Annotated in this window: 26 protein-coding genes and 1 pseudogene; 1 reads left to right on the top strand and 26 read right to left on the bottom strand. The window is 43.2% G+C overall.

Annotated features, from left to right (window positions below):
- Positions 1-36: 36 nt before the first annotated feature.
- From SPSYN_RS11760 to SPSYN_RS11665, 20 genes are all read right to left on the bottom strand, one after another.
- Positions 37-984 (bottom strand): dipeptidase, encoded by a 948-nt coding sequence (locus SPSYN_RS11760; protein WP_161822674.1) that lies wholly within the window; start codon positions 982-984, stop codon positions 37-39.
- Between the two features lie 108 nt (positions 985-1,092).
- Complete coding sequence (locus SPSYN_RS11755; RefSeq protein WP_161822673.1) at positions 1,093-1,353, bottom strand: stage V sporulation protein S; 261 nt, start codon at positions 1,351-1,353, stop codon at positions 1,093-1,095.
- Between the two features lie 120 nt (positions 1,354-1,473).
- The gene (locus SPSYN_RS11750; protein ID WP_161822822.1) at positions 1,474-2,253 is read right to left on the bottom strand and encodes a TIGR00282 family metallophosphoesterase; all 780 of its coding nucleotides are present in this window, start codon (positions 2,251-2,253) and stop codon (positions 1,474-1,476) included.
- Positions 2,254-2,268: 15 nt separating this feature from the next.
- Entirely contained in the window at positions 2,269-2,787 is a 519-nt protein-coding gene (locus SPSYN_RS11745; protein WP_161822672.1) for a hypothetical protein, read from the bottom strand.
- Positions 2,788-2,969: 182 nt separating this feature from the next.
- Entirely contained in the window at positions 2,970-4,517 is a 1,548-nt protein-coding gene (gene rny, locus SPSYN_RS11740; RefSeq protein WP_161822671.1) for a ribonuclease Y, read from the bottom strand.
- A gap of 297 nt (positions 4,518-4,814) precedes the next feature.
- Positions 4,815-5,291, bottom strand: coding sequence for a regulatory protein RecX (locus tag SPSYN_RS11735; protein WP_161822670.1), 477 nt, complete (start codon positions 5,289-5,291; stop codon positions 4,815-4,817).
- 5 nt (positions 5,292-5,296) lie between these two features.
- Positions 5,297-6,373 carry a recombinase RecA gene (gene recA, locus SPSYN_RS11730; RefSeq protein ID WP_161822669.1) on the bottom strand — a complete coding sequence of 359 codons (1,077 nt, stop codon included), beginning with the start codon at positions 6,371-6,373 and terminating at the stop codon, positions 5,297-5,299.
- Positions 6,374-6,405: 32 nt separating this feature from the next.
- Positions 6,406-6,942 (bottom strand): CinA family protein, encoded by a 537-nt coding sequence (locus SPSYN_RS11725; protein ID WP_161822821.1) that lies wholly within the window; start codon positions 6,940-6,942, stop codon positions 6,406-6,408.
- Positions 6,943-7,178: 236 nt separating this feature from the next.
- Positions 7,179-8,654: an AAA family ATPase gene (locus tag SPSYN_RS11720; RefSeq protein ID WP_161822820.1), complete on the bottom strand. Its 1,476-nt coding sequence runs from the start codon at positions 8,652-8,654 to the stop codon at positions 7,179-7,181.
- Complete coding sequence (locus tag SPSYN_RS11715; RefSeq protein ID WP_161822668.1) at positions 8,647-9,198, bottom strand: hypothetical protein; 552 nt, start codon at positions 9,196-9,198, stop codon at positions 8,647-8,649. The genes SPSYN_RS11720 and SPSYN_RS11715 overlap by 8 nt, the downstream gene beginning before the upstream one ends.
- 179 nt (positions 9,199-9,377) lie before the next feature.
- Positions 9,378-9,920 (bottom strand): CDP-diacylglycerol--glycerol-3-phosphate 3-phosphatidyltransferase, encoded by a 543-nt coding sequence (gene pgsA, locus SPSYN_RS11710; protein WP_161822667.1) that lies wholly within the window; start codon positions 9,918-9,920, stop codon positions 9,378-9,380.
- Positions 9,917-11,248, bottom strand: a complete 1,332-nt coding sequence (gene rimO / locus SPSYN_RS11705; RefSeq protein ID WP_161822666.1) for a 30S ribosomal protein S12 methylthiotransferase RimO — start codon at positions 11,246-11,248, stop codon at positions 9,917-9,919. Before rimO ends, pgsA begins: the two co-directional genes overlap by 4 nt.
- Positions 11,249-11,341: 93 nt before the next feature.
- On the bottom strand, positions 11,342-12,076 hold the full coding sequence (locus SPSYN_RS11700; RefSeq protein ID WP_161822665.1) for a helix-turn-helix domain-containing protein: 735 nt from the start codon (positions 12,074-12,076) through the stop codon (positions 11,342-11,344).
- 161 nt (positions 12,077-12,237) lie between these two features.
- Positions 12,238-12,456, bottom strand: a complete 219-nt coding sequence (locus SPSYN_RS11695; RefSeq protein ID WP_161822664.1) for a hypothetical protein — start codon at positions 12,454-12,456, stop codon at positions 12,238-12,240.
- The gene (locus SPSYN_RS11690; protein WP_161822663.1) at positions 12,453-12,788 is read right to left on the bottom strand and encodes a tRNA 2-selenouridine(34) synthase MnmH; all 336 of its coding nucleotides are present in this window, start codon (positions 12,786-12,788) and stop codon (positions 12,453-12,455) included. Before SPSYN_RS11690 ends, SPSYN_RS11695 begins: the two co-directional genes overlap by 4 nt.
- 150 nt (positions 12,789-12,938) lie before the next feature.
- Entirely contained in the window at positions 12,939-15,230 is a 2,292-nt protein-coding gene (locus SPSYN_RS11685; RefSeq protein ID WP_161822662.1) for an FtsK/SpoIIIE family DNA translocase, read from the bottom strand.
- Between the two features lie 211 nt (positions 15,231-15,441).
- Entirely contained in the window at positions 15,442-16,224 is a 783-nt protein-coding gene (gene uppP, locus SPSYN_RS11680; protein WP_161822661.1) for an undecaprenyl-diphosphatase UppP, read from the bottom strand.
- A gap of 157 nt (positions 16,225-16,381) precedes the next feature.
- The gene (locus tag SPSYN_RS11675) at positions 16,382-16,597 is read right to left on the bottom strand and encodes a YlzJ-like family protein (RefSeq protein WP_161822660.1); all 216 of its coding nucleotides are present in this window, start codon (positions 16,595-16,597) and stop codon (positions 16,382-16,384) included.
- Positions 16,594-17,418 carry a ClpP family protease gene (locus tag SPSYN_RS11670; protein ID WP_161822659.1) on the bottom strand — a complete coding sequence of 275 codons (825 nt, stop codon included), beginning with the start codon at positions 17,416-17,418 and terminating at the stop codon, positions 16,594-16,596. The genes SPSYN_RS11675 and SPSYN_RS11670 overlap by 4 nt, the downstream gene beginning before the upstream one ends.
- Before the next feature lie 105 nt (positions 17,419-17,523).
- Positions 17,524-19,188, bottom strand: a complete 1,665-nt coding sequence (locus SPSYN_RS11665) for a ribonuclease J (protein WP_161822658.1) — start codon at positions 19,186-19,188, stop codon at positions 17,524-17,526.
- Between the two features lie 374 nt (positions 19,189-19,562).
- On the opposite strand from SPSYN_RS11665, the pseudogene SPSYN_RS15780 reads away from it, so the two are divergent.
- Positions 19,563-20,800 (top strand): annotated as a pseudogene (locus SPSYN_RS15780) (IS4 family transposase).
- Positions 20,801-21,025: 225 nt separating this feature from the next.
- On the opposite strand, the gene dapA reads toward SPSYN_RS15780, so the two are convergent.
- The 6 genes from dapA to dapB form a co-directional block, all read right to left on the bottom strand.
- Positions 21,026-21,910: a 4-hydroxy-tetrahydrodipicolinate synthase gene (dapA, locus tag SPSYN_RS11655; RefSeq protein WP_161822657.1), complete on the bottom strand. Its 885-nt coding sequence runs from the start codon at positions 21,908-21,910 to the stop codon at positions 21,026-21,028.
- Positions 21,911-21,955: 45 nt separating this feature from the next.
- Positions 21,956-22,018 carry a hypothetical protein gene (locus tag SPSYN_RS16520; RefSeq protein ID WP_480935910.1) on the bottom strand — a complete coding sequence of 21 codons (63 nt, stop codon included), beginning with the start codon at positions 22,016-22,018 and terminating at the stop codon, positions 21,956-21,958.
- A 632-nt stretch (positions 22,019-22,650) separates the two neighbouring features.
- Entirely contained in the window at positions 22,651-23,670 is a 1,020-nt protein-coding gene (locus tag SPSYN_RS11650) for an aspartate-semialdehyde dehydrogenase (RefSeq protein ID WP_161822656.1), read from the bottom strand.
- A 40-nt stretch (positions 23,671-23,710) separates the two neighbouring features.
- Positions 23,711-24,301 carry a dipicolinate synthase subunit B gene (locus SPSYN_RS11645; RefSeq protein ID WP_161822655.1) on the bottom strand — a complete coding sequence of 197 codons (591 nt, stop codon included), beginning with the start codon at positions 24,299-24,301 and terminating at the stop codon, positions 23,711-23,713.
- A gap of 33 nt (positions 24,302-24,334) precedes the next feature.
- The gene (gene dpsA / locus SPSYN_RS11640; protein WP_161822654.1) at positions 24,335-25,216 is read right to left on the bottom strand and encodes a dipicolinate synthase subunit DpsA; all 882 of its coding nucleotides are present in this window, start codon (positions 25,214-25,216) and stop codon (positions 24,335-24,337) included.
- Between the two features lie 90 nt (positions 25,217-25,306).
- On the bottom strand, positions 25,307-26,107 hold the full coding sequence (gene dapB, locus SPSYN_RS11635) for a 4-hydroxy-tetrahydrodipicolinate reductase (protein WP_161822653.1): 801 nt from the start codon (positions 26,105-26,107) through the stop codon (positions 25,307-25,309).
- Between the last annotated feature and the right edge of the window lie 43 nt (positions 26,108-26,150).

The raw sequence follows: 26,150 nt of genomic DNA, 5'->3' as shown, positions 1-26,150 counted from the left end.
CCATACTAATGTAAGCTATTCTGAATATTTTGTACTTCATTTGAGAACTCTGGTGAGTAGTCTTAACCAATTCCCTCCCATGATACCGGATACTTGATCGATACTATAATTATGCTTTATTAATTCCTCAGCCAAGCGCAAAGTACAACTAGCATCATCAAGACCGTGGGTAACCTTATCCATACCATCAAAATCAGACCCCAACCCTATACACTCCGTACCAAAATGCGAGGCAATATACTCTATATGTTTGAGCAGTGTTGCTAGACAAGGATTAAATTGATCGATAAATTCGGGAACAAATGAAAGACCAATTATCCCGCCACTTTTAGCCAGGTATTCTATTTGCGCATCATCCAAATTCCGAGGATGCTCACATACCGACCGGCAGTTGGCATGTGTAGCAGCAAATGGCATACTTGACATCTTCGCCACCTCCCAGAAACCCTTGGGGGACAGGTGAGCTACATCAATTAACATACCCAGCTCGTTCATGGTCTGCACCACCAACCGACCAAACTGACTCAGTCCACCTGCGGTAATACCTTCGCCCATACCGTCACCAATCTCATTACGTCCATTCCAGGTCAACGTTAGCGAACGCACCCCCAACCGGTAAAAGATTCTTAACGTCGAGACATCACCGGCCAACGCTTCACCACCTTCAATAGCAAGTAAAGCGGCAATTTTACCTGTGCCCGTGATCCGGTGAATATCTTCTGCATTTAAGGCCAGCTCAATGCTATTCTGGTCATTAAGTATTTGTTCGTAGAAAACATCTATTAACTGCAAGCACCTTTTTATAGCCATATCCTTATACTTAGGAGCAATAAAAGCAGCGAAAAACTGGATATTAATGCCCCCTGTCTGCATACGCGGTAAGTCAAGCTGTCCTATGGCAGATTTATCGCAAAAGGAACGGTTTTGCTTCAATAAAGCTGTTATTGTATCACAATGGCCGTCCGCTATCCACGGTAACTTCAATATTTAATACCTCCTACTCAATGAAAAACTAAAAAACCTGTTTATTCTTAATGTGAATAAACAGGTTAACCTATGCACATCAAAAAAATGTTACCAAAACAATAAACATTACCGGGGTTCGACAATTAATTTAATTGCTGTTCTTTCTTCCCCATCTATGATGATATCTGTAAAGGCCGGGATACAAATCAAATCGACGCCGCTCGGCGCAACAAAGCCTCTGGCAATGGCTACTGCTTTTACAGCCTGGTTTAAAGCACCAGCACCTATGGCCTGCATTTCTGCGCATCCCTTTTCCCTTAACACTCCAGCAAGGGCACCGGCTACAGAGTTTGGATTAGATTTTGCTGAAACTTTTAACACTTCCATTCATCGAACCTCCTTCTTCTCTAGAAAGAATGTTTGCAATATCCCTATTTCTAAAATATATTCTGCAAGACCGGTAAAATTCCTTTTCTACTCAATATTTTTTTATATCTTTCCGCTCAACTATTCAAAATTTTGAATTCTCTTAATTGCCACAGCCTGGCCTGTTTCCTGCTGAATATCAATGACCACAGCGTTAAACTGGTATAAACCGGTGGCGGCTTCAAATTTTTGCGGCATTTGGGTTATAAATTTTCTTATAACAAGCTCTTTTTTGACGCCAATTACTGAATCACGGGGACCGGTCATACCAATATCGGTGATAAAGGCCGTCCCCCCTTCCAGAATACGCTCATCCGCTGTCTGCACATGAGTATGCGTGCCACAAATAGCTGATAACCGACCATCTAAATAGTAGGCCATGGCCGCCTTCTCTGACGTGGCCTCTGCGTGAAAGTCCATTATTATGATAGACGTTTTTTCTCTTAACAGAGGGATAACTTGGTCGGCACACCTGAATGGGCAGTCTAATTCCGGCATAAAAATCCTGCCCGACATATTTACCACACCAACTACATCATTGTTTTTTGTTTTAAATAACCCAAACCCCATTCCAGGCGTGCCTGGCGGGTAGTTTTGTGGCCTTATGATTCTCTCCTCTTTGTCCAGGTAATTAATAATTTCCTTTTTATTCCAAACATGATTGCCCATCGTAATTACATCAACACCGGCGTCAAAAATTTCCCTGGCATTTTCCCTGGTAATACCGTTTCCTCCGGCAGCATTTTCACCGTTAGCTAGTACTAGGTCAATTTTGTGCTCTCGTACCAATTCAACAACATTATCCTTAAGAGCTCGGCGCCCTGAACGCCCGAATACATCGCCAATCATCATTATACGTATCAAAGTAATAACCACCTATTTATTAAAAACCAGTACCTTACCTTCTTCCCTGAAGGCATACAAATGCTTGTCTTCCTCAGAACCCCTCACGCTTTCCAGCATTTGCTCAATAATTTCTTCCTGCACGATTAAATCCTCTTCAATTATAGCTTCATTTAAGTCAGAAACCAAATTTCCCCCCAAAAACTGATTAAAAACTGCAACAACTAGAGCAATTTCTTCCTGCACCAGTGTACCTACATCTCTTTTGATTTCAATTAAGGTTAAATCATCATAAACCTGGTGCACAATTTCAATAAGCACCGCATCTTTCTTTTCCAGGTAATTATATGTTTGTATAGAGTTTAAAAGCAAAATTTTAAACTCTTCAAATTCAAGGTCATTCAAAACCCGGGAACAAATAAAATTAAATCGAAGTATTTGCTCCCAAGGGTCAAAATTTATGGAAGCTACTTGGGGATAACGAACAAGTATGGAAATTAATAAACCCACACAATCCGTTACGTCATCACCTGCTTTTACATGGGTACGCAAAAATATTCACCTTCCTTCCATTATCACAAACGTTATAAAGATTTCGTGCTTACTTGTCTTTTTCCTGCCTTGCTTAAAGTCGAAAGACAATTAATATATTCCAAATTAAAAAACGATCTCTTTTCTCAATATTCTTCAATTACGAAAAATATTGTATTTAGCAAAGAGATCGTTTATTTTTCTTACTTGGCGTAACCCACAACTCTGGTTTCCCGAATAATCATTACCTTGATTTGGCCGGGATAATCCAGTTCATTTTCTATTTTTTTGGCAATTTCCCTGACCAACTTAACAGCACCCAAATCGTCAACTTTTTCTGGTTTGACCATAATCCTGATTTCGCGTCCGGCTTGTATAGCATATGATTTTTCCACACCGTCAAACGCACCAGCAATTTCTTCTAGTTTTTGTAAGCGTTTGATATAATTTTCCAGTGTTTCACGCCTAGCCCCCGGCCTAGCCGCTGAGATGGCATCTGCTGCTTGCACTAAACCAGCCACGATTGTTTTTGGTTCCTCATCACCATGGTGTGCAGCGATAGCATGAATAATCTCTCTGCTCTCCCGGTATTTTTGCGCCAATTCAACACCAATGGTTACATGAGGTCCTTCAACTTCATGGTCCACCGCCTTGCCGATGTCGTGCAAAAGCCCAGCCCTTTTCGCCATCTGCACATCCACACCCAATTCAGCGGCCATTAATCCAGCCAGATGTGCTACTTCAATGGAATGCTTTAAGACATTTTGTCCATAACTAGTTCGGAACTTCAGCCTACCAAGCAGATTAATCAGTTCAGGATGCAAACCATGTATACCGGTATCAAATATGGCTTGTTCACCGGACTCTCGTATTTGCTGTTCCACTTCCTTACGGGATTTTTCAACCATTTCCTCAATCCGGGCAGGGTGGATACGTCCATCCACAATAAGCTTTTCCAGAGACATTCGAGCTACTTCACGGCGGATTGGATCAAAACCGGATAAAATCACCGCTTCCGGGGTATCATCAATTATCAGGTCAATACCAGTTGCTGTTTCAAAGGCTCTTATATTGCGGCCTTCACGACCTATAATCCGGCCTTTCATTTCATCATTAGGTAAAGGAATAACCGCCACCGTTGTTTCGGCAACGTGATCAGCTGCACAGCGCTGAATAGCTGAAGTTATAATTTCCTTTGCTCGTTTTTCTCCTTCCTCTTTGGCCTTATTTTCTATTTCCTTAATCAAGATGGCGGCTTCATGTTGAATTTCCTTTTCTATATCGGAAAGCAGGATCTGACGGGCATCATCGGAAGTAAGCCCGGAGATTCTCTCCAACTCTTCAACCTGGCGGCTATAAATGGCTGAAAGCTCCGCTTTCAGCGCATCAACCTCCATGTCTTTTCTGGTTAAGATTTCCTCTCTTTTTTCTATACTTTCCACTTTGCGATCAAGTGTTTCTTCCTTTTGAACCAGCCTGCGTTCCTGCCTCTGCAACTCGGAACGACGTTCTTTATTCTCCCGCTCCATTTCGTTGCGTTGCTTTAATATTTCTTCTTTGACTTCTAATATCGCTTCTCTTTTTTTGCCTTCAGCTTCTTTTTGGGCTTCTTCCAAAATCCTCGCCGCTTGTGTTTCGGCAGCTGCAATTTTGGATTCAGCAATAAATTTTCTTACTATATATCCTGCACCAAAAGCAATTAGTACAGCAATAATTATTACAATAAAAAATACTGTCAGGCTAGCTTGCATATTTCACCTCCTACTAAAAATAATATATATAATTTTTGGCTCAGTTAACAAAAAAAACACCGAGCGATACTCGGTAAGAAAAAGAATCGGACTCTTTTAACCATGGTTGTCCAAGCAACAGTCCCACAACATATTGACCGCTGCTGCACATAGTTACATAAAAGCAGCAACTAGTCAAATAGCTCTCCCTTGCCTGCTCAATATATTATTTTATGGTAATATATATCAACCCAATGGCAGGGTAATTCCAATTCTACTTTCTCCCAGACATCATTTTACTTTTTTTATGTCAACGTGTCAAGATATATCCAACTGGCCATTATCTGCCATGATATCACATACTTTCACCACAACAGCATAAGGGAAACCACGTCTTCCCAGGTAACCGGCCAACCTGGACCAAGTTAGCCTAGTATAGCGTTCCGCTCTTTTTTGGGCCAGAACCAGTGCCTTTTCTAATTCATCTTCGGGCCCATAACCCTTTAAAGATTTCTCAATTATGGTGTTATCAATACCCTTATGCCGTAATTCGTTACGCAAGTACTCCCTGCCTACCGGCTTTGTTGAAAGCCTCCAGCTTACCCAGTCGCTGGCAAAAAGTTCATCATTTAATAAGCCCTTTCGATACAAGATAGAAATTGTTTCTTCTATAACAGCGTTATCGAAGCCAGCTTCTTTTAAACGACATTTTAACTCGTATTCTGTCCTGGGCTTGTAAGTTAATAACCTATAGCATTTGTTCTTAGCGGCTTGGACACCTTTTCCATCTGGCAAGTTACTCAATCCACCTTGATAACATCTACGTCAGCTTCAAGGTCATCTTTAATGTCAGCCTCAACGTCAAAAGCCTGGGCTGGCTTATCCATAACAACCCCTCCCAACTTTTGGCGTACCAACAGATCCAACTCTTCAGCTAAATCTACTCGTTCTCTCAGTAATTCCTTAACATTTTCCCGGCCCTGTCCCAGCCGCTCATCTTTATATGAATACCAGGCACCGCTTTTATGAACAACACCCATCTCCACCGCCACGTCCAGTATGCAACCCTCCCGGGAGATACCAGTGCCATACATTATGTCAAACTCAGCCATTTTAAAGGGCGGGGCTACCTTGTTTTTAACCACCTTTACTTTAGTCCTGTTACCAATAACATCGCTGCCCTGTTTTAAAACATCCGTTTTGCGCACATCCAAACGCACAGAGGAATAAAATTTGAGTGCCCTCCCACCGGTCGTTACTTCCGGGTTACCATATACCACCCCAACTTTTTCCCTTAACTGGTTAATAAAAATAGCCGTACAGCGAGATTTGCTAATTACACCAGTCAGTTTACGCAACGCTTGAGACATTAATCGTGCCTGCAGTCCCACATGGGCATCACCCATATCACCTTCTATTTCTGCACGGGGCACCAATGCAGCCACGCTATCAATAACCACCACATCCATAGCCCCACTGCGCACCAGGTGCTCAGCAATTTCCAGCGCTTGTTCCCCGGTGTCTGGCTGGGATACATATAAATTTTCAATGTCTACGCCAATTCGATTGGCGTAAGTAGCATCCAGGGCATGTTCAGCATCAATAAAAGCAGCCAATCCTCCGGCCTTTTGCGCCTGGGCTATAATATGCAACGCCACTGTAGTTTTACCCGATGACTCGGGGCCAAATATTTCAACCACTCTACCACGGGGTACACCACCTATCCCAAGGGCCACATCCAGAGATAGTGCACCTGTGGGGATAACTTCTATATTTAACCCTGCTGAGCTCTCACCCAATTTCATGATCGCGCCCTTGCCAAATTGCTTCTCAATATGCTCAATGGCGCTCTCTAACGCCTTACCCTTATCTGTCAAGTCATTCCCTCCTTATAACAGGCATTTCGATATTAACTGTTTTCACAGTTTACATTATCCACATCCAGTAAATACCGCCAAAGCATTTCAAGTGCTTTATTGGTTGCACTGGAACGCACCTCCGAGCGCTGTCCCCGAAAAACATTTCTTTGGCAAATAGTTTTATCTTCACCAGACAATGCAATATAAACCAAACCAATAGGTTTTTGTTCCGTGCCACCGTCAGGCCCGGCAATGCCTGTTATACCAACGCCCAGGGAAGTACCAGTTATTTTTTTGACACCCTCAGCCATTAACCGAGCAGTTTGCTCGCTTACTGCTCCATACTGCTCGATTATTTCCCGGGGTACACCCAGTAGGTTAATTTTTAAATCGTTACTATAAGACACCACCCCACCGGCTAAATAACGGGAGCTACCGGGCACATCAGATAAACATTTCATCACCTGGCCCCCGGTACATGATTCGGCGAGAGACACATTCATATCCCGTTCTATTAGTAAAGCTCCAACTGCTTCATTGAGTACCTCTTCTTTAACGTTTGTATTACAGATACTTTCCTGATGCATAAAGACCACCTCACTATAATGTGCATATTCGTGCCACCTAAAGACAATTCCTGCTATAGCTTTAAAAAACATTGCCCCCCCAGAACTGCAGTCTAGCTACCGTAAAGATTATGAAACTTATCGTGTCTAATTGCTGACTTCTTCAGAATATAAAAAGTGCAGTATATAATAGCCCGTAAAAGATACAATCGATCCGGACTATGATATGCTGCACTAGCGATAGCCAAAATGCTTAGTCACGAAACTTTTTTCATCATCATTCTAAATTGCTCACCATTAATTTTTTCCTCAGCCAACAGGGTATACACAACTTGTATAATGACTCCATACATGCGGGTCAGGAATTCCTTAACAATCTTCTCTTGTTCCCTGATGATACCGGTAACCACCCGGTACCGCAGATCCGGCGGTAGAATATCTGGATCTACTACACCTAGTTCAGACATACCTGAACGGATTATCTGTGCAGCAGTTTTCAGTGCCTGTTCAAAATCATTTGCCGCCCCCGTGCTGCGATTACCCAGCACTACTTCTTCCGCCAGCGAACCGGCCAGCAGGACCCGGATTTGACTTTCCAAATAATCCCGTGTATGCAGGTAAGCATCGTCCTCCGGTATCTGCCGCATGTAACCCAACGCTTGGCCGCGGGGGGTAATCGTCAGAGTGGATACAGAACCCGGCCGGTTTCTTTCACTGACCAGGGCATGTCCTACTTCGTGCACGGCTATCCGCTCCAATTCTTGTTTGGACGGTCGCCGGTCCAGTTTTTCACCCATCATCACCTTGTCGATGGCCTCATGCAAGTGCCGGTGTTCAATTTTTAAGCAACCTTCTCGCATAGCTAAAATAGCCCCTTCATTGGCCAAGCTTTCCAGGTGTGCCCCGCTAAAACTAAATGTTTCCCTAGCAATCTCTTCCAAATTTATGTCTTTAGCCAGCGGCTTATTGCGACAGTGCAACTTTAATATTTCCAGCCGCCCTTGTTTATCCGGCAAATCCACCTTGACCACCCGGTCAAACCGTCCTGGGCGCAACAATGCTGGGTCCAGCATATCCACCCGATTGGTAGCGGCCATCACCAGCACACGAACTTTATCGTTTACCTTGAGTCCGTCCATCTCCACCAGCAGCTGGTTTAATGTTTGGTCATATTCATGATGACTTGTGTTCTGACCTCTTTTCCCACCCAGGATATCTATTTCATCAATAAATATCAACGCACTGTCCTTTTTTAGCTTCTGGCCTGTATCCCTGGCAGTTTGAAAGAGCTGGCGCACCCGCTGGGCACCCACACCAGCGTACATTTCGATAAATTCCGAACCGCTGCAGGCAATAAATATAGAGTCAGTATACCCAGCGGCAGCTTTGGCCAATAATGTTTTTCCGGTACCAGGCGGCCCGGTGAGCAATATGCCTTTTAGTGGTCTGATACCCAATTTAATAATTTTTTCTTGATTTCTTATGAAATCCAGTGCCTCTTTTAACTCATTAATTGCAGAACTCTGCCCGCCAATATCATCAAAACAAATTTCCGGCCGGTGTGTCAGCGGCGCAGTATTAAATATCCTGGTGTTCAGGCCGCGAGACCGGGCAATATAAGTTAATGCCCCGGCAGCCAGTATCAAAAAAATGATTGGGGTGATGTCTTGGCCGGAAACAGCCAGAAATATGAGCAAAGCCAAACCTACTCCTAAACTTACCTCTTTAAGCATCATTTGCCCCCCTTTCCTGTACATTTACGGCCCATTCCCCTCTTGGTATAACTGCATACAGAAAATATGCTTCATCTTTCATCTGCCAGTATATATTGTCGCTGTCAATATATACTTTTGACTGGACACCACTTGCACGGGCATACTGATTCATGGAATCAGACATCTCCCGAAAATTGCCCTTAACCATAGCCTCGTGAATAGCAAACTGACCCTTATTATAAACGTCAGTTAGGCGTTCATTGCGCCGGTCATCCAACTCAATAATAAAGGGGCGCTTGCCCATGATATCCTGCATACGCTCATTGATTAGGCAATATGTTTGCCTTAAATCAGCAGTTTCACGCAGAGTTACTACTATAGTATAGACAGCATCTTTTTCTTTAATTTGATAATTAATTATCTGTTGGTTACTATCCAATTCTTTCTTTAACGGTTGCTGGAAATTCAAGCTGGTATATAACCACTGGGCACCAAAAAAAGCTGCCAGCGCAACCAGCATTGATACAGCAACTACATGAATTTTAAAGTCCTGCCAGCGCATGCCATCACCCTTTCATTCCTAAACCATTATGATTAAATAATGCTCTGACAATGAGTAATTATAACATAACCATTAAGCTCTTAAAGCAGGTAATTGTCACCATCAGGAATGGACAGCCAAATACATGATGAGATCAAAAACAACCCACTGCATGGCAGATAGGTTGTTGCTAGTTATTATTAGTCTTTGGTTCGCAATAAAAAACCGGCCTGCTGAAAATAATTCATGCCTGACCAGATGGTAAAAACAACAGCCACAGCCATAGCCATATTACCAAAAGGTATGTTAATTAGATTAAAGGGATAATCTCGCAAAAACAAAGCCACAATTGCAACAATTTGAGTCACCGTTTTTATTTTGCCTAGCTTACTGGCTGCAAGGACTACCCCCTCGGCAACAGCCAGGGAACGCAGCCCTGTAACAGCAAATTCACGTCCTACAATCACCACAGCAACCCATCCGGATAACCTATCCAGCTCTACCAGAGCAATCAATGCGGCTGAAATAAGTAATTTATCAGCTAGCGGATCTAATAATTTACCCAAGCTGGTTATCTGCTTGTGTTTGCGAGCCATATAGCCGTCCAGTCCGTCGGTGCAGGCAGCCAGCACAAATACAGCAGCTGCGATATAATCCCCCCACGGCAGGTGTAAAGCCAGGATAACCAGAAAAACTGGTACCATAAAAATTCTAAGTAAAGTCACACGATTTGGCAAATTCATTTTGTCCGTACTCCTGATAAATCATATTCTGCAGCATCTAGCACCTTGACCTGCACAAAATCACCTTCCCGAACCACTGCACGGGATGTAAAAAAAACCTTCTCGTCTATTTCTGGAGCATCTGCCTCTGTCCTGCCCCAGTACATTTTTGCATCATCATCCCAGCCCTCCACCAATACCATAAGCTCTTGACCAACCTTGTCAAGGTTGTGGCTTAATGATATACGCTGCTGCAAACTCATTGCCCGGTTTACCCTTTCCGCTACCACGTTATCGCGAATGCGACCCGGTAGCATCTCGGCCGCAGTACCCTCCTCAGGCGAATAAGCAAAGACACCGGCTCGTTCAAACTTAACTTGTTCCATAAAATCAAGCAACTCATTAAATTCCTGTTCAGTTTCACCGGGGAAACCGACAATAAAGGTGGTCCGCAATGTCACGCCGGGAATTGACTTGCGCAGCTTGTCCACCAGCTTGATGATATACTCTTTACTGCCTCGCCTGTTCATTAACCGCAACAACCGGTTATTAATATGCTGCAATGGTAAGTCTATATACCGACATATTTTGGGAGTTGTAGCTAATAATTCTATTAGACTATCTGTAAAAGAATCAGGATAGCAATACATGAGCCTGACCCAACGGCACTCATCAATTGCCGCCAGCCGCTGCAAAAGTTCGGGCAGCGCATACCGGCCATATATATCCCGTCCGTAGCGAGTGGTTTCTTGAGCTACAACGATTAATTCCTTAACACCGCTGGAACATAACCACTGCGCTTCACTAACAATATCATCCATGTCACGACTACGGTAAGGACCTCTGATGGCGGGAATAGCACAATATGAGCAGCAATTGTCACATCCTTCGGCAATTTTTAGATAAGCTACATAGCTGGGTGTAGTTAGCACTCTGGCCTCCAGTCTCTTTGGGATATAGCCAGGGGCACCAACTGCCAGCGGTCTATGTCCCGAGTGTATTGTTTGCAATACTTTCACGACCTCTGGCACCGCTCCAGTCCCCATAATGCCATCAATTTCTGGCATTTCCTGCAACAATTCATTACCGTAACGCTGGGATAAACAACCCGCCACCAACAGCTTTCGGCACCGACCAATTATTTTATATTGGGCAGCTTCCAAAATCGCGGCTATCGATTCTTCCTTAGCCGCATTGATAAAACCACACGTATTAACGATAATTACCTCTGCCTTGTTAATATCACCTGTCAAAGTATAGCCTGCCTGGTGCAATTGCCCTAGCAGTACCTCTGAATCTACCCTATTTTTCGCACAGCCCAAACTAATCAATCCAATTAAAATAGACATTATTTAGCACCTTTTTTAAATTCTTAAACCAGTATAACTCACTGCATACGACACTGTCAAAGAATATGCAAATAAAGTAAAAACCAGGGGCGGTTACCCCCCGGCTGTTTGCTGACCATCATCTTTTGTAAACGTCCTGGTTACAACCTGACCAGGACCGTCAAGAAAACCATAATCCTGGTCATTTACCTTCACATTTACCACACCGGCATTACCAAACTTTACCCATATTTTTTCCCGTCCGGTAAATTGTCTAACATGATTGGGTCCTAACGTTCCCTCGAACACATACTTATTATCTACCGCTATTTTGATCCAACTTTCTCCTCCAACCACCTGCAAAACCATGTTAACCGTTTTTGTCTCCTGGTCAGTTTTGGGTGCCTGTCCTTTATGTTCATCTACACTATATTGATTCGAAGTTCCCGACTGCTGTCCGATGTCCGCAATATCATCGGACAGGTTCCCTAATACAAAACCACCTCGGTAGATCAGGGCAAGCACCACCAGGGCTAGTACAGCAATAGCAAAACCCTTCCACCGGATCGCAGGTTTTGAATATCGGGTAGTTACACCAGCCTTCTGAGCTGCCAACCGGGGTCTAAACTGTTCCTCATACTGGGTAACCAATGTGTCTCCGTCCAAGCCTAGAAAGCGAGCATATGTTCGCAAAAAGCCCTTGACATATACCTTTTCCGGCAGCACGTCAAAGGCATCATTTTCCATTGCATTGATATACTTTGTACGAATTTTAGTTTCGTTTTCCACATCTTTCAACGATGCTCCCATTTGCTGCCTGGCTTGCCGCAGTTCCTCACCAATGGACAAAACCATCACCTCCCCGGAATGTTATACTCCGGAAGTCTCTGTTTATACGTTGCACCCGCGCATTTAAGGAAGCATACAATAGGACCCGATGCCTGACTGCATATTTTTCATAACTGATGCAGGTACATACAGGTTTCCCAACCGCCGGCTTTCACATTCAACTATATATATCCCGTATTGCTCAGCTTTTTGTAAATCCCTCTCGATATATGACTAAACATTTTTTGCCCGGGTGAAGGAGGTTGTCCTATTTTGCCAAATACTGAACCCCTGTGTTTAGCCAGTCCTTCCAAATCAAGCACGGGATAAACCATATCCTTTAAGGCGATGAGCAAATCGTTTTGCCTACCCCGGTTAAACCGTGCACCACCACCGCTCAAAAGGGTAGATTTTCCCTACCCAAATATGCTCTGACATAGTCCCGGTAGGCTTTATATCCACCGTTAATCCGATAGACCTGGAAACCCATGTTAGCTAAAATACTACTGCAAAATGGCTGCGTTCGCCGCCACGCCAGCAAAAGACCACTACTTTTTTCCGGAGCAATTTTTTGAAAAGATTTTATGAAAACAGGTAGCTTTGGGGCCAAGATATCCATGGTCAGTTCTCTAGCTTCTACGATACTATGATTTTTATAAACTGTGCCCACCAGAGACCGTTCAATGTTATCCAACAAGGGTATGTTATAGGCAACCAGGTATTGTGGCTTCACTATATTCCATCGATCTCAGGTCAATAACAGGTATACCAGCTGCCATATGTGCGAGCTGGTATATATCAATATCTTTATCCATTAATTACCCCCTGTAGGAATATAAATAACAAAATTATTCTTCGACATTTCAATAATATAATCCTCTTTTCATTTATCATTCCCCGCCTGGGGAGCAATTACATCATAAAACTTATTATTGTACTCTTCTTCCGTAATTAATACCACCCGGGGTTTGCTACCTTCGTAACCACCTACATACCCTTTTTTCTCCATAATATCCATTAACCTGGCAGCCCTGGCATAACCGATATGCAAACGGCGCTGCAGCAGTGAGATGGAAGCATGTCCGCTTTCAATAAAAATCTTCACGGCCAGTGGCAGCAGTTCATCACTTAATTCCTCACCAGCTTTACTAACCTCATCGGCAATACTGGGGTCATATTCCGGCTCAGATTGTTGTTTCCAGTACCGAACCAGCAATTCAACTTCACGGTCAGATAAATAAGCCCCCTGGACTCTGATTGGTTTACTAGCCCCCACCGGGTAAAATAACATGTCACCACGGCCCAACAATTTTTCCGCCCCCCCCATATCTAATATCGTTCTGGAATCTATTTGTGAGGAAACCGCAAAGCTAATACGGGAAGGTATATTAGCCTTAATCAAGCCAGTGATGATATCCACTGATGGCCGTTGAGTAGCTACCACCAGATGAATACCTGCCGCCCTGGCCATCTGGGCCAATCTACATATAGCATCTTCGACATCCGCAGGAGCCACCATCATTAAGTCTGCTAGCTCGTCAATAATAATCACTAGTAACGACAACTGCGTTTTATTTTGCTGTAGCATCAACTTATTATAACGAGTGATATCCCTCACACCACAACCAGCAAATAAATCATACCGGTATTCCATTTCTTTAACCGCCCAGCGCAACGATGTGGCAGCTTTTTTGGGATCAGTAACCACTGGGGACACTAGGTGAGGAATACCGTTAAAAGCTGCTAATTCTACCATCTTTGGGTCAATAATCATCAATTTTACTTGCTCAGGCGTTGATTTAAATAAAAAGCCTGCGATCAACGTGTTTAAGCAAACACTTTTCCCCGCTCCGGTAGCTCCAGCAATCAGCAGATGCGGCATGCGGGCTAAGTCATCCAAAACCGGCTGACCTGCAATATCTTTGCCTAAAGCAATGGTAAGATGTGAGTTCGCTTGTTGGTATTCCGTTGTTTCCACAAGTTCCCTTAGAAAAACCGTGGCGATTTCCCTGTTCGGTACTTCTATACCCACCACCGCCTTGCCAGGTACCGGCGCCTCGATGCGGACATTAGAAGCAGCCATGCTTAAGGCTATGTCATCAGCTAGTCCAACAATTCGGCTAACCTTAACTCCCGATGGCGGTTGAAGCTCATACCTAGTAATCGCGGGTCCTTTATAAACCTGAGTAACTCGAACCCTAATACCAAAACTACCTAATGTTTCCTCCAATACTTTAATATTATCGTTAATATCTCGATTATCCTTACTTGCTTTGCCACGGGATGGTTTGGCCAACAATGAAACAGGTGGCAGCTGGTACTTCTTTTCAGCTATTGACAGTTCCTCGCTTCCAGGTAGTTCCTGACCAAATGATATAGTTTCCTCTGTTTCACGGTCTCCCACCTGTTCGTTATCAAGCAGCTTACCTGTATTAGCAGGCTGCCTTAAGGGCCGATAGTAAACAACATTAGGTTTTTCCCCTTTTTCCCTGGTGTTCGATACCGAACTGCTTATTCTGCTATTATGCAAAGTGCTTGACGGGTAATCTTCATCACCAACTTCTCTGGAATTTAAGTGTCCTGCATTACACCGGTCAATGATTACCGGATACAAATCCCCTTCTTCTTCAATTTCTTCAGTTTTATAAAACAGGAATTCATCCACCATACGTATCGTTTTTTTTAGACCCTGACTTATTTTATTAATTGTGTTTTTTGACATTGTAACTAAAGACTGATTCGACAACAATAAAAAGCCGACCATAAACATAGTGACCAGTATAATATAGACCCCAGGATCGCCAAACGACTTGATCAAGATATAATAAGCAACTCCCCCGATAATGCCACCACCATCGCCTTGCCATCCAGCTTTAATAATATAATCCTCAGGAATGGACAGGTGTAAAAGAGTTAACACCACGATAGCTATAATTATCGCGCCGTATAAATTTACGGTTTTTTTGGCTTTCTTTTTCCGGCAAAACATTTTATAACCCGCGACCGCCAGTAAAACAGGAAATAAATATCTTCCCTCCCCAGCCATATGCATCAAGGCAACGTTTAATAAGCTTCCCGCCAAGCCTAACGAAGGATTTATAATGCTCAGTAATACCAACAAGGCTAAGCCAAATAATATAATGCCAGTTATTTCATATGACAACTTATCCGACATAGTAAATCACCCCCCCACTTGATAAATAAGTTATTCCATTTTTTACATATAATTCCTTCCAAGAAAAAGAAAATCCATCCCGTTAAAGATAAAAAACACCTAAAAGCCTGTTTTTAGGACTTCTAGATGTTTTTTTAATTACTATATAAATGCTGCTGCAAACCGTAGCCAAGCGCTAGCACAGGTAAAGCAGCAGAAACATTCACAGTCCTCATCTAATGAAATAAATAACAATAACCACTAATCCCACTAACAAGCGGTACCATACAAAAATAGAATAACTTCGCTGTGCTAGATAATTTAATAAAAATTTGATAGATAAGAAACCCACCACCGCTGATACTGCCACCCCAATGATAAAGGATGTGTTAATATCACCAGCAGTTATCTCGGTTAGTTTTTTTAAACCCGCACCAGCAACAATGGGTGTTGATAATAAAAAGGAAAAGCGAGCTGAGGTTTCACGTGTCAAACCCATTAACCGGCCGGCGGTCATAGTAATACCCGAGCGTGAAACACCTGGGATAATAGCCAGGGACTGGGATATACCAATCATTAGTCCTTCTTTCAAACCCACTTCATCTAACTTTTTCGTAGCAAGAGAACGCGTATCAACTAGATATAGTATGACACCCATAATCATCAGCATAATACCAATTAATAACGGGTTGCGGAAAATTGTTTCCGCCTGGTCTTCCAGCAAATATCCCACCAGTGCTCCGGGTATAGTACCTAGTATGATATACCAAAATAATCTTCCTTCAACAGTTTTTTTAGCCCGCAGCCCATCACTAATTAAAATCAGCCAATCCCGCCAGAAAAAGGCCATCACCGCAAATAGTGTACCCACATGCAAAGCCACGTCAAAAGTTAGTCCGGCGTATGGCCAACCAGCTAGCCAAGGAATCAACACCAAATGAGCGGAACTAGAAATGGGCAAGAACTCACCTAAACCCTGCACTATACCCAGTACTACAGCTTGAAATAAGTCCAAACCACCACCACCCTTTATAGATAAACAGCATCATTATAACATAAGGACAAACCATGCTGCTAAGAATTTATTCTAAAAAAAAGCTGTGGTATTTATTTTATATGATAAATACCACAGCTTTGGTTTATTAGGTAACCTATTCTTCAATAAATTGTCTTTATCTGACCGGCATTACGGTAACGCCCGGGTATATGTCTGAACGCAAATAATCCTGGGGATCAGTGCTTAAAAGCTGCACCAACTCTTCCCTGTCACCCACATTACGTACAAGTGCAGGTACTCCATTGACAGTAGTTTTTCTTTCCGGGTAATGTTTCATCTGCTCTAACCCAGCCAGCACGAGCTCTAATTGCATAGGTGTGTAAAGTATCACTGCAGAGGCACCCCATTTCTATCCTTCCATTCTTCAATTAAATTTTTCAGTTTAACCATGGCGTGCTGTACGCCACCAACCTCATTGATTAAACCGCATTCTACAGCTTCATGCCCAATTAAAACAGTGCCGATGTCGCGGGCCAACTCCCCAGTGCGAAACATCAGCTCCCTGAATTTTTCCTGAGAAACCTGCGAGTGTGCGGTAACAAACCGCACAACCCGATCCTGCATTTTATCCAGGTACTCATAGGTTTGGGGGACACCGATAACCAATCCGTTAAGTCGGATCGGGTGAATCGTCATACTGGCAGTTTCAGCAATAAAAGAATAATCTGTGGCCACCGCTATAGGCACACCGATGCTGTGACCGCCACCTAGTACTACTGATACAGTGGGCTTTGATAAACTGGCGATCATTTCAGCAATAGCCAAGCCAGCCTCTACATCGCCGCCCACAGTATTTAATACAACTACAATACCTTCAACCTCAGGGCTTTGTTCCAAAGCCACTAATTGAGGTATCATGTGCTCATATTTAGTGGTTTTATTCTGCGGTGGGAGCACTAAATGCCCTTCTATTTGGCCTACGATAGTTAAGCAATGGATATTACTCTTAATTTCGGGCACCTGGGTGGTGCCCATTTCTTTGACAGTTTCTAAAGTATTATTCTTGGTTTTACCAACTACCCTGGTTTTTTCAGTATTTGGATCATCACAGGGTTGCTCCGGATGATGCGGATCAGTTTCTGGTCCGGGTTCAGACGGTGGGTGATAAGGGAATACACCCGGCACCTCATTGTATGAATGGTAGTGAGACATTAGTATCCTCTCCGTTCTACTAGTTGTTCTGGAAATTCCCTATTAGTATGCATAATAAGGCAAAAGAATACACAGGTTATACACCTGTGTATTTTTGGCAAGTATTTATATTTCCATTATGATGGGTAGAATCATTGGCCTTCTCCTGGTTTTTTCAAATAAAAACCTACTTAAATCATCCCTAATCTGGGATTTTATGGATGCCCACTCCGATATTTTACGAGAACTGCATTTGTCTAAAGCTGATTTCACCTTTTCCTTGGCTTGGTCCATTAATTGTTCAGACTCTCTTACATACACAAAGCCACGGGATACAATATCCGGTCCAGATATAATCATTCCTGAATCACGGCTGATCGTTACCACAACGATTAAGATACCGTCCTGAGATAACTGACGTCGGTCACGCAGTACAATGTTTCCTACATCACCTACACCCAGGCCATCTACCAGTACTCGCCCGGAGGTAACCCGCCCGGCAAAGCGGCCGCCGCGTTTTGATAGCTCTAGCACCTGGCCGTTTTCACCCACAAAAATATTGGCTTCCGCGATACCCATATCTACGGCTAGCTGTGCATGCTTAATGAGCATTCGATACTCTCCATGTACCGGTATAAAATACTTGGGTTTAACCAGGTTAATCATTAGTTTTAATTCTTCCTGGCTGGGATGTCCACTTACGTGAATACCCGATACCGCTTCGTAAATGACATTGGCACCTAGTTTAAAAAGCTGGTCTATAACTCTGGACACCAGTTTTTCATTGCCTGGAATGGGGTTGGCAGAAATAATAATTGTATCACCGGACATGATTTCAACCTGGCGGTGATCACCACTGGCCATTCTAGTTAGAGCACTCATCGGTTCTCCCTGACTACCAGTAGTTAAATAGACAACTTGATTCCTAGGTAACCTGGAAGCCTCATCAAGTTCCACCAGTAAACCATCCGGCATTTGCAGATAGCCCAGCTCACAAGCGATATTTACTACGTTAACCATACTGCGTCCCACCACAGCCACTTTCCTATTATAGTGACTAGCCATGGTAATAGCTTGCTGCAACCTGTGTACATTAGAGGCAAAGGTGGCTACGATAATTCTTTCCCGGGCTTTTCTAAAGGTATCGGCAAAAGTTTGTCCCACTACCCGTTCGGACATAGTGTACCCGGGCCTTTCTACATTCGTACTGTCACTTAACAGAGCCAGTACACCTTTTTCCCCTCGCTGGGCAAACCGGTAAAAATCAGTTACTTCCCCATCCACAGGGGTTGGATCAATTTTAAAATCACCGGTATGAATAATTACTCCCACAGGTGTCTCAATAGCAAGTGCCACAGCACCGGGGATACTGTGGGAAACCCGGATAAACTCAACCTTAAACGGGCCAATAGAAACTATATCCCGCGGTACTATGCAGTTTAACTTAACATTGTCTAACATATGCTGCTCGCGCAACTTTCCGCCCAAGATCCCCAAAGTTAGTTTGGTGCCATAAACCGGCACATTCAGTTGCTTTAGCACATATGGTAAAGCCCCGATATGGTCCTCATGACCATGGGTAAGCACAATACCGCGTACTATATTCTTATTTTCCATAAGATAGGTGATATCCGGAATTACAACGTCAATACCCAGCAAATCTTCTTCAGGAAACATCAGGCCGGAATCAATAACCAAAATATTTTCCCCGTATCTCACCACCATCATGTTCTTGCCAATCTCACCTAGTCCCCCCAAAGGGATCAAGGATACTTTAGGTTCACGCGCCATACTATACCTCCTAATATTGTACAAATTTTTATCAAAAAAAATGAGAATTTGGTGAGAATTAGGAGAAGGCGGGAAAATATTTTATTTTTGTTATAAAGTCCGTTCAGATCTCGTCAATACATTATACTTTATCTTGAAAGCATAAACAAGAAATAACCAGATTTTCAAAAAATATTAGTTACCATAAATATATTTAAAATCACTATCGTTACATAAATAGAATTTATAAACGTCAAGCTTGAAAAACACTTAAAAACAGTTAAAATTATTCATATTCCGCCGAAATGGCAGATAAACCTGTTCTTGCAAAAAAAATCCTTATTATAGAGATATGGGTAGTCCTTGTCCAAAATCTCTAGAATAAGGAGATTCAAATGCAGGACAAGGATACAACAAAATCCACATTTTTTAACTACTTAAACCGGTTTTTAATAAAACTTTTTATGAGCAAATTGATAATCTGAAACTTAAGTATGTTAAAAAGTTAAGCACCAAACAGCTGATTATTCTTTTCATCTTCGCCCAATTGGAACAGTATAGTGGATTAGGGATATTAGCAATAGTCTTAACGAAAACCAATTTAGCCAGGCAATGAATCTTGATTCTTTTAGTGCTTCACAGATATCCCGTCGATTAAAGGATTTACCTCCGGAAGTGATGCAGCTGCTGCTAAAATATGCATTATTGAAATTGGGAAAGAAATTGGTTTTGATAGTATCACCCGTCAATTTGGCCGTATTTACCTCATTGACTCTTCGACTATCACTCTCTGTCTTTCCCAGTACCAATGGGCTGATTTTAGAAATACAAAAGGCGGCATAAAGCTACATCAAAGGCTTAGGTTCTGTAAAGAAGGAGTTGTACCGGATAAGGCAATAATCACACCTGCCAAACCCGCTGACAAAACCCAAATGGACGAACTGGTAGTTATGGATGAAGACGCATTAAATGTTTTTGACCGCGGATATCTGGACTACAAGAAATTTGACAACTACTGCACAACGGTACCAGGTTTGTTACCCGCCTAAAGGGCAACGTTAAGATTGAAGTGATCAAGGAATTGCCGGTATTTACAACAGGTTTAATTAAAAAGCATCAAATCGTTTGCCTGGGAACAAAGGGCATTAATCAGATGAAACGCTCTCTTAGACTTATTGAAGTCGAAGACACTCAAGGTAAACCTGTAATTATCATCACTAACGATTTCAAACTGGATGCTGAAGAAATATGTGACATCTACCGCAACCGCTGGCAAATAGAACTATTCTTTAAATGGATAAAACAGCATTTTTCAGTTAAGCATTTCTACGGCACAAGTCAGCAAGCAGTGCAAAATCAGTTGTTCATAGCGTTAATTACTTATTGCTTGTTAATGTTAATTAAGTTGAGAACAGAGTACAAGGGACCATTACTAAAAATTAAAAGATTGCTTGATGCCTGCATGTACGAATCTATTACCGTATTCGTCCAGAAGCTTTACCATAAGCCTAAACGCAAATCAAAAGGACGGCGAAAAATAGACCATGAAACTATTTTTCAAGAAATAGTACGGCAAGTGGAAGCAGGCGAAGCACTTTACCTTTACGATTTGACCAACGATCTTTTAGTTTAATAGAAACATATTACTGTCAAAATGTGGATGATGACTACTAATTAATTGGTTCTTCCTTTAACACAGTGAAGAGAAAATTATTTTCCTTTATACACCAAAACTACAAAAACGCTACATCAATTGATATTTTAGACATAACCTTGAAAATGGAAAATTACTTTTATGCAACGCTAGTGATTTATAATACAAAAAAGGAGCCTCTCAGGCTCCTTGAAATATCATTATTTATAACAGGTTAGCATCAGATAGCATTTTCTTGATAGCATCCCTTTCTTCCTGAGTGGCATCAACCAACGGTAGTCTAGGTGCACCCACTTGCCATCCCAGCATATTAAGAGCAGTTTTAACAGGCACCGGGTTAGTTGTGATAAACATGCCTTTAAAAACCGGGTATATACTACAATGTATTTTTGTAGCCATGGTAATGTTCCCTGAAGTAAAGGCGTTTACCATTTCCTGAATACGTTGTCCAATGATATGGGAAGCCACGCTGATAACTCCCATGCCGCCCAAGGACAAAATGGGCAGGGTTAAAGAATCTTCCCCGCTATATATAGCGAAATGATCCGGTAACAAGCGCCGCAGCTCGCTAACCTGGTCAAGGTTGCCTGAAGCTTCCTTGATCGCCACTATATTTTCGATCTCAGATAATCGTACAACAGTTTGAGGTAAAATATTTGCCACAGTACGCCCTGGTACGTTGTATAGTATGACAGGTAAATTAGTACTCTGGGCAATGGTTTTAAAATGCTGGTATAGTCCCTCCTGGGAAGGCTTATTGTAATATGGCACCACCAGCATAACCCCGTCCACTCCCACCTTTTCCGCAATCTGAGTCAATTCAATGCTTGACGCTGTGTCATTACTACCCGTACCGGCAATAACCACGGCATCACCACCAACCTCTTCCACTACCACACGGAAAAGCTCCACTTTCTCATCTTTGGTAAGGGTAGGCGATTCACCGGTAGTACCGGAAATGACCAAGCCGTCCGAACCCGACTGCACCAGGTGACGAGCCAACTTCTTAACTTGGTCATAATCAATTGTTAGGTCCTTTTTAAATGGGGTTACCATCGCCGTTAATACTCTCCCAAAATCAATACCCAAAACTTGCACCTTCCTTCCAGGTTAACTGCCCTGCTTTTTGTGGGCTTACTTAAACTGCCTGTGCAGAGCCCTTACGGCATTTTCCATTTCCTCGTGTCTGAGCAGCATCCAGATAGTAGTATAAGAGTCGTTGCATTGCTATATCTGAATATCATTTCTTTCTAGCGCTTCAACCATATCAGCTAAAACTCCAGGAACCTCAAATATACCTGCACCGCAGAGACCTTAGCACATTGGGTAGTTACTTTTACGGCATAACCAGCGGTTTCCAATGCACGGACCGCAGTTTAAAGCTTTTTACCCTGAACAACAAACGAAACTGCTGCAAGTATATATAACAAAATCAATACTCACTCCGTTTGAGCCAAAGTTTTAAACATGCAGCCCGGCTGAATGAAGCCTTCGATACCGGGGCTGTTATTGACTAATAACGCTGGGCAATGGCGGATTTGGCACCTTCATGAGCTAGGTGGCATATCTCATCACTAGGTAATGACCTCCAGGGTTTTAGCCTCCGTGCTCGGCTGGTTATAATAACTTCCACGTCAGTGTAAATATCAATAGATTTTCCAAGGTATCCGTGGCATATGGATCACCCTGTCGACCGATGGCTGAAACAACTACCACTGACGCATAGCCGTCTTCTTTAACTGCAATAATCTTGCCGCCTCCTTTTTCCTAAGTTCTGGGGAAATTAGTGAAGTTCCCCCGAACTTAAGTACCAGGAATGTCATTAAACACTACCTTTTCCCAAGGCAATCGTATTTAATCAACAACTCCGCTATTTGTATCGCATTAGTAGCTGCCCCCTTGCGCAATTGGTCAGCCACCACCCAAATATTAAGCCCTTTATCCACTGAATTGTCCTCCCTTATCCGGCCTACAAATATCTCATCCTTACCGGAAGTGTAAAGAGGCATTGGGTACTTCTTGTCAGCAGGACTATCTTGTACAATCACCCCAGGGAAATCCGCCAGTATTTTCTTAGCGTGCTCTGCTGTGACCTTGCTTTTGGTTTCTATATTAATGGATTCCGAATGGCTGCGGTAAACCGGAACTCGAACCGTTGTCGCGGTGATCTGCAGAGCATCATCATGCAAAATTTTACGAGTTTCCTTGACCATTTTCCATTCTTCTTTAGTGTAATCCATCTCCTGAAATACATCAATATGTGGTATTAAGTTAAAAGCAATTGGATATTGAAATTTAGACGGAACAACTTCGCCGCCATCCAGCGCAGCCCGGGTATGTTCGGTTAATTCTGTAATCCCTTCAGCCCCTGCCCCGCTTACCGCCTGATAAGTGGATACCACCACCCGCTTAATGCCCGCAACATCATATATCGCTTTCAAGGGCACCACCATGATAATTGTTGAGCAGTTCGGGTTAGCAATAATGCCTTTATGAGTTTTAACATCCTCCGGATTAACTTCGGGAACCACCAGCGGCACATCCGGGTCTAGGCGAAAATTACTGCTGTTATCAATAACCACAGCACCCATTTCTGCCGCCAGCGGGCCGAATTCCAAACTAGCCTCGCCACCGGCAAAAAAAGCGATTTCCATACCTTCAAAAGAAGCCGGCGTGGTTTCCTCAACCGTATAAGCTTTACCTTTAAAGAGCATTTCTTGGCCGGCGGAACGTTCGGTAGCGCAAAGTTTCAATTCGCTCACCGGGAAATTCCTTTCTTCCATAATTTTCAACATTTCCTGTCCCACTGCTCCAGATGCTCCTACAATGATTACTTTATTGCCAGCCAAATCAATACCTCCATTCCTTCTCTTCCACCGGCTTATTTAGTTATTCGCAGGCTACTAGAATTGGTTGAAGCTGCTCTTTCTTTAAAGCATGCTCAATGGTGTCCACCAATTTATCCATCTTAGCCTTTAACGAGTTTGGTTTATCGGCAGGGCTATCCTGTCCAAAGGGCACCATGTATATGTTTTTAGCATTTAATAGCAAACCAATATTTTTGGCGTTCAAACTGAGACCATCATTGGTAGATACTGCCAATACCACAGGACGCTGGTTGCGCAAGTGCGCTTTAATAGCCATCAACACCGGACTATCGGTAATCGCGTTAGCCAGCTTAGCCAATGTATTTCCGGTGCACGGCGCCACCACCAGTACATCCAGTAATTGCTGAGGGCCAATTGGTTCAGCGGCAACAATGCTGTTGATTATTTTTTTGCTACCGCTAATTCCCATAACCTGTTCTTTCCAGCCGGCTGCTGTACCAAACCTGGTGTCAGTTTCATCGACAGCAGTACTTATTATAGGATACAATATAGCACCCTCATCAGCAACCCTTTTCATTTCCACCATTACTTCTTCCAAGGTACAATGAGAGCCTGTTAAAGCAAATCCCACTTTAATACCCTTTAATCTCATTAACACATGCACCTCCTGGTTAAAACCGGAAAACTAATGTCCCATCTTCTGCAGCAAAATGCCGGGTACCACCCGTGACAGGATCATGCCGGCAGTTTTAGGCGCCACTTTGCCAGGCAAACCAGGCGCTAAAACAGCCTCAATGCCTAACTCCCTGGCCTTCCCAAAATCAGTGCCCCCGGGAGCAGAAGCAAGGTCGATAATTAGGGTTGCCGAGGGTAACCTTTGTAGAATTTCCCCGTTAATAACCGGTGCAGGTATAGTATTAAATATTACATCCACATCTCGTAAATAATCTATTAATTCTTGAAAATGGAGCACTTTTAAGCCCATAGCATACGCTCTGGCCAACTGTGCGGAGTCCCGGGCTACTACCGTGGTATGAGCATACATATTCTCAAGTAATTGGGCCAGTGTCTGGCCTGTGCGGCCAAAACCCAGCACCATTGCTTTTGCCCCATGAATAGTGATAGGCATCCTCTCCATAGCCATCTGCACAGCCCCTTCCGCAGAAGGGATCGCGTTTAAAATAGCCACTTCATCAAGTTGCATCAGTTCTACAAAATCCAAAGCGTGTTTTTCCAGCAGCTCGCGCAGCGGTTTCCGGGCAACTCCCACCAGAACAGGTGTCCCGGCTGGCAGTAGTGAAAGAAGTTCCTCGTTAATTATCGGCTTGACTTTTAAATATGCCGACGATAGCTCCATTTGTTCATTAACCCCTGGGACCGGTAATATTAAAGCCTGCACCCCGATCAGGCATTCCTCCGGTTCCGGACAGGTAACAATATTTGGCCCCTTTACTGGCAAACCATAAGTTTTAACGGTTGCACCAACCTCAGCCAAATACTCCACCAGAGTCACTTCTCTGGCGTCTCCGCCCATTACAGCTACCGTTAGGCCTGTCAAAATTTGCATGGCCGGCAAACCCACCTCCAACCTTCTTGTACTTAAACCAATATATGAAGCGTCGGTTTTAGAGGTGCATATGTGAAATTGTAATTAATATTATTCAAACAAAAGATTTTCTAAACCATATACCACTCCTTCGAGGCGCAACACCTTTCGAATAGCCATTAAAACGCCCGGCATAAAACATTCCCGGGAAGTGGTATCATGTCTAATGGTCAACGTCTGTCCTACATCTCCGAAAATTACCTCTTGATGTGCCACAAAGCCAGGTAACCTGACGCTGTGAATACGCAATCCACCTGGCATTTTACCGCCCCTGACACCAGCTATTTTTTCTTCTTCTAAGACTACACCCTGCTGGAAGTCACCCCGCTGCTCTATAATTTTCTCCGCAGTTTTAATCGCTGTACCGGAAGGGGCATCCAGCTTTTGGTCATGGTGTTTTTCTATAATCTCAACATTCGGGAAATATTTAGCAGCTTCAGCAGCAAATTTTATCATCAACAGCGCACCAATGGTAAAATTAGGTGCTATGATACATCCTAAACGTTTATTTTGAGCCAGTTTAGAAACCTCGGCGAAATCGTCCGCTGACATACCTGTGGCCCCGACAACAGGACGCACACCTGCTTTTAAGGCTGTAATCACATTTGCTCCCACCGAACGGGTATCAGTGAAGTCTACCATTACCTCGGCACCGGAAGTAGCCAGCGCCTCAGCCAGGTTGGAGGTAATTTTAACGTCCAGAGTTTCACCACTCAAGAGTGTACCAGCATCAAGTCCATCGTTAAAAATATCAATAGCCGCGCATAATTCGGTATCCTCTGCAGCCAGTACGGCTTTTAGCACTTCCCGGCCCATACGCCCGGCCACACCGCAAATAGCAACTTTAATCAAAATAGTTTACCAGTAATTAATTTGTGCCGTATTTAGTAAAAAT

Origin of the sequence: Sporotomaculum syntrophicum (genome assembly GCF_009932395.1) — a bacterium.
Taxonomy (GTDB): Bacteria; Bacillota; Desulfotomaculia; order Desulfotomaculales; family Desulfallaceae; genus Sporotomaculum; species Sporotomaculum syntrophicum.
The sequence above is the reverse complement of the archived record's forward strand: the minus strand, read 5'-3'. Positions and strand labels throughout refer to the sequence as shown.